The sequence below is a fragment of the Chitinophaga sp. genome (genome assembly GCF_019236475.1).
GTDB lineage: Bacteria > Bacteroidota > Bacteroidia > Chitinophagales > Chitinophagaceae > Chitinophaga.
This window is the reverse complement of record NZ_JAFAIX010000010.1, coordinates 226459-234625: the sequence shown is the minus strand read 5'-3', so window position 1 is coordinate 234625 and position 8167 is coordinate 226459. Positions and strand designations below refer to the sequence as shown.

At 47.4% G+C, this 8167-nt stretch carries 3 protein-coding genes; all 3 read left to right on the top strand.

Annotation, left to right across the window (positions count from 1 at the left end; genetic code table 11):
* The coding region (locus tag JO154_RS14510; protein WP_291946715.1) for a gliding motility-associated C-terminal domain-containing protein at nt 1-5415 on the top strand (5415 nt) is incomplete at its 5' end.
* Between the two features lie 98 nt (nt 5416-5513).
* Nucleotides 5514-5813, top strand: a complete 300-nt coding sequence (locus JO154_RS14505) for a phosphoribosylpyrophosphate synthetase (protein WP_291946713.1) — start codon at nt 5514-5516, stop codon at nt 5811-5813.
* Between the two features lie 92 nt (nt 5814-5905).
* Nucleotides 5906-8158 carry a family 20 glycosylhydrolase gene (locus tag JO154_RS14500; protein WP_291946710.1) on the top strand — a complete coding sequence of 751 codons (2253 nt, stop codon included), beginning with the start codon at nt 5906-5908 and terminating at the stop codon, nt 8156-8158.
* Nucleotides 8159-8167: the final 9 nt, after the last annotated feature.

The following is an 8167-nucleotide window of genomic DNA, read 5'->3' as shown; positions in this document are numbered from 1 at the left end:
GGTAACCTCGTTACTCCTGCTACTGCTATCGGTAGATGGACGGTGGTAACTGGTAACCCTACCTTCCTCACCTCTATCAACGATCCTAAGGCGCAGGTAACTGTACCTGTTGGAGACAGTGTTGTACTTCGTTGGACTATCGTAAATGGCGTTTGTGCCGATACTTACGATGAAATGAGTATTGTGAACTTTGCTACTGCGGTTATAGCTAACGCTGGCGCTAACCAGAAAGCTTGTGCGCAGACCACTCCGTTCACACTCGATGGTAACCTCGTTACTCCTTCCACCGCTATCGGTAGATGGACGGTAACATATGGTACCGCAAACTTTGGCACTTCTTCTATCAACGATCCTAAAGCGAAAGTAACAGTAGCGGTTGGTGACAGTGTGGTGCTCCGCTGGACTATCGTAAATGGCGTTTGTGCCGATACTTACAGTGAAATGAGTATTGTGAACTTCGCTACTGCAGTAACCGCAAACGCAGGTGCTGACCAGAAAGCTTGTGCACAGACTACTCCGTTCACACTCGATGGCAACCTCGTTACTCCTTCCACCGCTATCGGTAGATGGACAGTGGTAACTGGTAACCCTACCTTCCTCACCTCTATCAACGATCCTAAGGCGCAGGTAACTGTACCGGTTGGAGACAGTGTAGTACTACGTTGGACTATCGTAAATGGCGTTTGTGCCGATACTTACGATGAAATGAGTATTGTGAACTTTGCTACTGCAGTTACTGCTAAAGCTGGTGCTGACCAGAAAGCTTGTGCACAGGTAGTTCCGTTCACAATGGCTGCCAATACCGCCTCTCCTGCTACTGCTATCGGCAGATGGACGGTAGTATATGGTAACGCTACCTTCAACACTTCTATCAATGATCCTAAAGTGCAGGTAACTGTAGCTGTAGGTGATAGCGTAGTACTTCGTTGGACAATGACTAACGGCGTATGTGCGGATTCTTATGACGACGTGAGCATCGTAAACTTCGCTGAAGCGGTGAAAGCTAACGCTGGCGCCGACCAGAAAGCTTGCGCTCAAACAGCTCCGTTCAATATGGCTGCAGATATCGCTTCCCCTGCTACTGCGATCGGCAGATGGTCAGTGGTATTCGGTACCGCTTCTATCTCTAATATCAATGATCCTAAAGCACAGGTAACTGTAGCAATAGGTGACAGCGTGGTAATGAGATGGACGATCGTAAATGGCGTATGTGCGGATACTTACGATGATGTAATCCTCGTAAACTACAAAACTGCTCCTGTAGCTTCTGCAGGCGGTCTCCAGGAAAAATGTAACAGTAATGATGACTTCATCATGGCTGCAAATGATCCAGGACCTAATCCAGCAATGGGTACATGGACTGTGGTTTCTGGTAATGCTACCATCCACAATGCCCATCAGTACAATACTACGGTAACTGTATTACCAGGTAACAACGCAGTACTGCAATGGACTATCACAAATGGTAACTGTACTCCTACCAGCAGTCAGGTAACATTGATCAACTATGCAATGGCGGATAAAGCTAATGCTGGTCAAGATCAAGCTGCATGTAACCAAACTAATGACTTCATCCTCGCTGCCGCTCAGCCAAGCGTAAGCACGGCTTCCGGTATCTGGACGATCATAAAAGGTAATGCTACTATCAGAGACAAATCCAAATACAACTCCAGTGTTTATGTAGCTCCTGGCGACACCGTTATCCTGCGCTGGACTATCAGCAATGGTTACTGTCCTTCAACTGATGATGAAATGACTATCATCAACTACAAAAAACCAGTTGACGCGAAAGCCGGTCCTAACCAGGAACATTGTAACGACGCTACCTTCCAGATGACCGCAAGCGATCCTGGTGTAGTAGGTGCCATCGGAACCTGGATTGTAACTGGTGGCGACAAAACCAAAGTTGCTATCAGCAATGAAAATGATAAAAATGCAACCATCACTGTACAGGCAGGTGAAACTGTACAATTGACATGGGTGGTGAGCAACGGTGTCTGCGATGCTACCAGCTCCAGCCTGACACTCATCAACCGTAAACCAATCCTGGGTAATACTATCTCCGCAGATCAAACGCTCTGTAAATCACAAGCCGCTGCTGGTCTGACCGGCGCTTCCCTCTCCGGTGGAAATGGTAACTACTCTTATCAGTGGCAGTCCAGCACAACAGGTGCTACCGGACCGTTCACAAATATCAATGGTGCTACTAACGATAGCTACCAACCTGGTGTACTCGCTCAGAATACCTGGTATAGAAGACTGGTATCTTCCGGTGCTTGTATCGACGATATCAGCAATGTGGTAAGCATTGTGGTAATGACACAACCTCCGTTCGTTGTCACTACTCCTCCTTCTTTCACCACTGAGTGCGTACTCAATAAAGATTACACCCAGATGTTCGGAACACCGCAGTTCAGCCACGCTCCTTATACTAATGAGCAACTGTCTGTAACTTCCTCCGATGTGACTACCGTGATCAATGCCTGCACCAAAACTATTACCCGTACATGGGTGGCAGTTGACAGATGCGGTACTAGCGTGAAAACATCTCAGACCATCACAATCGTGGATACCAAAGCGCCAGTGTTCAAAACACCAGCTCCTGCGGATATCACTGTTGATTGTGATAAGGTGCCCGCTCTGGTGAACCTGGTGGCTAAAGACGATTGCGGTGGCGACATCACTATCGTACCTGTTGAAACTAGGAAAAACATCCCTGGCAATTGCGCTAACAATTATCAACTGATCCGTACCTGGACTGCGAAGGATGCCTGCAACACAGGTGCTACCCTCACCCAGATCATTACGGTACAGGATACCACAGCTCCGGTATTTACTATGCCAACTCCGGCTAATATCACTGTTGATTGTGATAAGATCCCTGCAGGTTTGAAGCTCACTGCTGCTGATAACTGCACTGCCGGTGTAATCACTGTAACACCGAAAGATTCGCTGGTACGCAAACCAGGTGATTGCGAAAGCAAATACACGATCTTCCGTAAATGGACAGCATTCGATGAATGTGGAAATGGCAGAACCGTTGTACAAATTATCAATGTACAGGATACCTCCAAACCAGTATTCTCCATGCCTGCACCAAAAGATACCGTAGTGGATTGTGATAAACTGCCAGGATGGCCTGTAATCAGCGCTTCCGACAATTGCACCGGTAGCGTACAGGTAAACACAGCTTCCAGAATCGTGAAACTGCCTGGTGCTTGCGCAGGTTCATTCATGGAAATCCGTACCTGGTCAGCAACCGACAATTGTGGTAATACCGCTACTATGCAGCAAGTCGTGACCGTACAGGATACTACCAGACCTGTATTCACTATCCTGCCTCCTGCTGATACGACCGTGAACTGTGATGCAATCCCTGCTCCAGCCCTGAACGTAACAGCAAGCGATAACTGCAGCAGCGGTTCTTCTCTGAAAGTGATCAGAACCATCACTACTGAAAATATCCCTGGTGCTTGTGGTAACTCTTACCGTATCATCAGAACATGGACAGCTATTGATGCCTGCACCAACCAAACTACTGTTCGTCAGGTGATCACCGTGGTAGACACCACTCGTCCGGTAATTTCACCAGCTCCGGCTGACGTACAGATCTATTGTCAAGATCCAATCCCTGCTTCACCGCAACTGATTGCATCCGACAACTGTGATCCTTCGTTCCCGAAAAAAGTAAACTATACCGAAGATCCTTATGTGAAAGATATCTGTAACGGATATACGATCGTAAGAAGATGGAAAGTGATCGACGCTTGTGGCAACAAAGCCAATGATGTGATCCAGCGCATTGTTATCAAACCTTGTGCGAAACCACAACTGGAAACGTCACTGCCAGTGAACTGCTCCACCAATCCGAAATTTGTGCTGAAAGCTGTAGGTAACGTATCTAAACCTACCTATACCCTGGTGGCCATTAATCCTGCTAACGCAGTAACTGGCCTGCCTATCACGCAAACTAGCAATACCTTCAACCTGAACGGTGCGACAAGCGCATCCTTCATCATCACCGACGGTACAACAGGTTGCTCTTCAGACACCGTTAAATACGACCTGAAATACCTGCAAACTCCTGTGGTGAAGCTGGGTAAAGACACAACCATCTGCGGTGGCAACAGCCTCGTACTGGATGCAGGTGCTGCGAACTTCGCTTACAGCATCCACTGGTCTACTGGTGAAACCTCCCAACGTATCAACATCACTAAAGCTGGTACTTACTGGGTGAATGTATCCAATGGCCAATGTGCTACTACCGATACCATTAAAGTAGGTCTGATCCCGACTCCGCTGGTAACTATCCCTGATACTACCATCTGTCGCGGTCAATCAGTGAAACTGGATGCCTACGTAAACGGCGCCACTTACCTCTGGAGCACAGGTGCTACCACCTCCTCTATCCTGGTAGGTACGCAGGAAGACTTCTGGGTGAAAGTATCCAAATCAGGTTGTATCACTATCGATACGGTGAAAGTTCGCGTGAACCCACCACCAGATATCAGCCTGAGCCGCGATACGACTATCTGCCCTGATCAGTCTATCATGCTCACCGTAAACTCTAACGGCGGACGCATTCAATGGCAGACCGGCGAAACCAGCAACTCTATCGTTGTAAGCAAACCTGGTGGATACTGGGTAGCTGTAAGCAGAGACAATTGCGTGGTGAGAGACACGGTTAACGTGAGACTGAAACCTACCATCAAGGTAAATCTGGGACCAGACAGAAATATTTGCCCTGGTTCTTCTATCACCCTGGACGGTACTACTGATAACGCTATCTCTTACCTCTGGAATGATGGTGATCCGAATCCGGTGAAACAAATCAACCAGGCCGGTAGATACAAACTGGCAGTAATGGATAAATTCTGTCAACGCGTATTCATGGACAGCGTGAAAGTAAACGTAACAGGTCTACCTAAAGTGAAACTCGGAAACGACACCGTAATGTGTAAAGGTGAAACCCTCACCCTCCGAGCACTGGGTACTGGTATCAGTGCGGTACGCTGGGATAATGGTTCTTCCGCTCCTACAATGAACGTAACAGAAAGCGGTACTTACACCGTGACTGTCTTCAACGACTGCGGAAGCGCTACCGATAAAATCCGCGTAGACTTCACACAATGTGAACCTAAACCGCAAGTACCAAACGCCTTCTCTCCAAATGGCGACGGTCGCAACGATGTATTCAAACCTGTGGTTCGCGGACCAATGTACGAATACGAACTGCGCATCTTCAACCGCTGGGGTGAACTGATCTTCATCTCCTCCGATCAACACAGAGGATGGGACGGTAAATACAAAGGCGTACCTGTAGAAATCGGAACCTACGTTTGGTGGCTGACTTACAAGAAATCCGCTAACGGAACACCGAATGTTCTCAAAGGTGAAGTCACAGTAGTGAGATAATCCTTTTAACCTAACATTTGCAAAAAGCTGGTCTTTCCCAAGACCAGCTTTTTTGCTTCTGGATATTTTCTGTAAATTGTAACCAGAAAGTTTGGACTATGAAAATTTACGATACCGTTACCGATGCCCTGCAGGATCTCCGTCAACGCGGCTTTACAAAAGATTTCAACCTGCAATTTGATACCATCCAGGATACTGAAAATGAATCCTCCGTTAAACCGGAAGATTTTGATATCCTCGAAACCCATCGATTTGAAGGAGACTCAAATCCCGAAGATGAAGATATCGTATACGCCATTGCCACCAAAGATGGTCGCAAAGGTGTGCTGATGCATGGTTATGGCACCTACTCAGAAGATATTTCTGAAGATCTAATCCGTAAACTAGGCTCCAGATAACTATTTTACCGCTTAACATATTAAAGTCCTACCGCATTGCCGGAGGACTTTTTTTATATTATTTTCGTCCGTGTATCAAAGAATAAGTGAGCATGATAAAACGTTTAGCCTGTTTCCTGACGCTGCTCGCAGGTTCCTCCCTGCAAATCCACGCGCAGCTCAAACCCAACCTGGACCTGATTCCTAAGCCAACACAAATCTCTCCAGGTGTAGGCACTTTCCACTGGACGAAATCCACTGCCATCGTTGCATCCGCAATGTTCGCGCCCGTCGCGCGACTCCTAGCAGATTCCGGGCAAACAATCGGGATCGTGTCTCCCTATAAAAAACCTACAGCACCTGTTACCATCCGGATCATGAGCGTTTCCGCAAACGCACTGCCAGATAGTAACAGTTATAAACTGCAAATACAGGAGAATGGCATTACCATAGCCGCCCGCACTACTGCCGCAGCCATCAATGGGGTGCAAACGCTCCTCCAATTACGACTCCTACAACCGGATATGAGCCAGATTCCCTGCGTGGAAATCCAAGACCATCCACGGTTTAAGTATAGAGGCGTGATGTTGGACGTGTCTCGCCACTTCTTTCCAGTTTCCTATATCAAACGTTACCTGGACCTGATGGCGCTTTATAAAATCAATACCTTCCACTGGCACCTGGTAGACGGCGCCGGATGGCGATTACAGATCAAACAGTTCCCCGAACTGACCAGCCATGCGGCCTGGAGATACGGTGAAGGTTGGAAAGAATGGGCTGCGAATGGTAAACGTTATGCGCATGCAGGTGATGCTAATGCCTATGGTGGATTTTATACGCAAGACGATGCCCGCGATATAGTCGCTTATGCCGCTCAACGTGGGATAACGGTCATCCCCGAAATTGAAATGCCCGGCCATTCGGAAGAAGTACTTGCTGTTTATCCGCAACTCTCCTGCTCAGGAACGCCTTACCAAAATTCGGAATTCTGCCTGGGCAACGATTCCACTTATAGCTTCCTGGAAAAAGTATTGACGGAAGTAATGGACATCTTCCCTTCTCAATACATCCATATTGGTGGCGATGAGGCCAACAAGAAAGCATGGAAGGCTTGCCCCAAATGCCAAGAACGCATCCGTACGGCACATCTGAAAGATGAACATGAGTTACAGAGCTATGCAGTGCGCAGAATGGAACAATTCCTGAAAGCACATCATCGTAAATTACTTGGCTGGGATGAAATCCTGGAAGGTGGCCTTGCTCCAGAAGCAACGGTGATGTCGTGGCGCGGTGAAAGTGGTGGTATTACCGCTGCCAAAGCGGGCCATGATGTGGTCATGACTCCCGGCGCTTACTGCTATTTCGATCATTACCAAGCGGATCCAGCTACGCAACCGGAGGCCCAAGGCGGCTACCTGCCAGTAGAAAAGGTCTACAGTTATAACCCTGATCCTTTTCAACCCGGGGCCCTTGAATCTAAACATATCCTCGGTGTGCAGGCTAATATCTGGACGGAGTTAATTCCTAATACTAGCCACCTGGAGTATATGACCTATCCGCGACTCCCAGCATTAGCAGAGGTAGCCTGGACCAATAAAGACCAGAAAGATTTTGCGGATTTCCAACGCAGATTACAATCGCATTATCTCTTACTGCAACGACTATACGTAAATTATTGTCGCCCTTCCTATACGGTTACAATTGTTCCGACTATCAACTACGATAAAAAGGAAACTACGATTAGTCTTCTGTCAGAGCAATACCAGCCTGTAATCCGCTATACGATGGATGGTACAGTGCCTAGTCAGCATTCCACCTTGTATACGGGTCCGTTTTCATTTACCGGTTCTTCCAAAATCACGGCAGCAGTGTTCCGTGATACACTCCTGCAAGGTACACCGGCCGTACTGATGGCCGATTATCACCTGGCCATCGGCAAACCGGTGATATACAAAGAGCCTTATAGCAAGAGTTATCCTGCCAAAAAAGAAGCAACATTAACAGATGGATACCTGGGAACAGTTTCCTATGGAGATGGCCAGTGGCAAGGGTTTGACTCTCATGATATGGATGTGGTGGTGGATATGGAATCGGTGCAGACATTACATACGGTAGCACTGAATTTTATGCAACTGACAGCAGTAGGCATTTATATTCCAGCGGATGTAACGGTGTCGCTTTCTAATGATGGTGTTACATTTGGCCAAGAAATGGTAGTAAAAAATGATATACATGAAAGTCAACACCAGCTTACGTTTAAGACATTCCAATTTGATTTGGGCGGCAAACAATCACGCTATATTCGTGTAAAAGCGAAGAATGCCCAACATGGTTTCCTCTTCTCGGATGAGATCATCGTACACTAAGTTTCTATA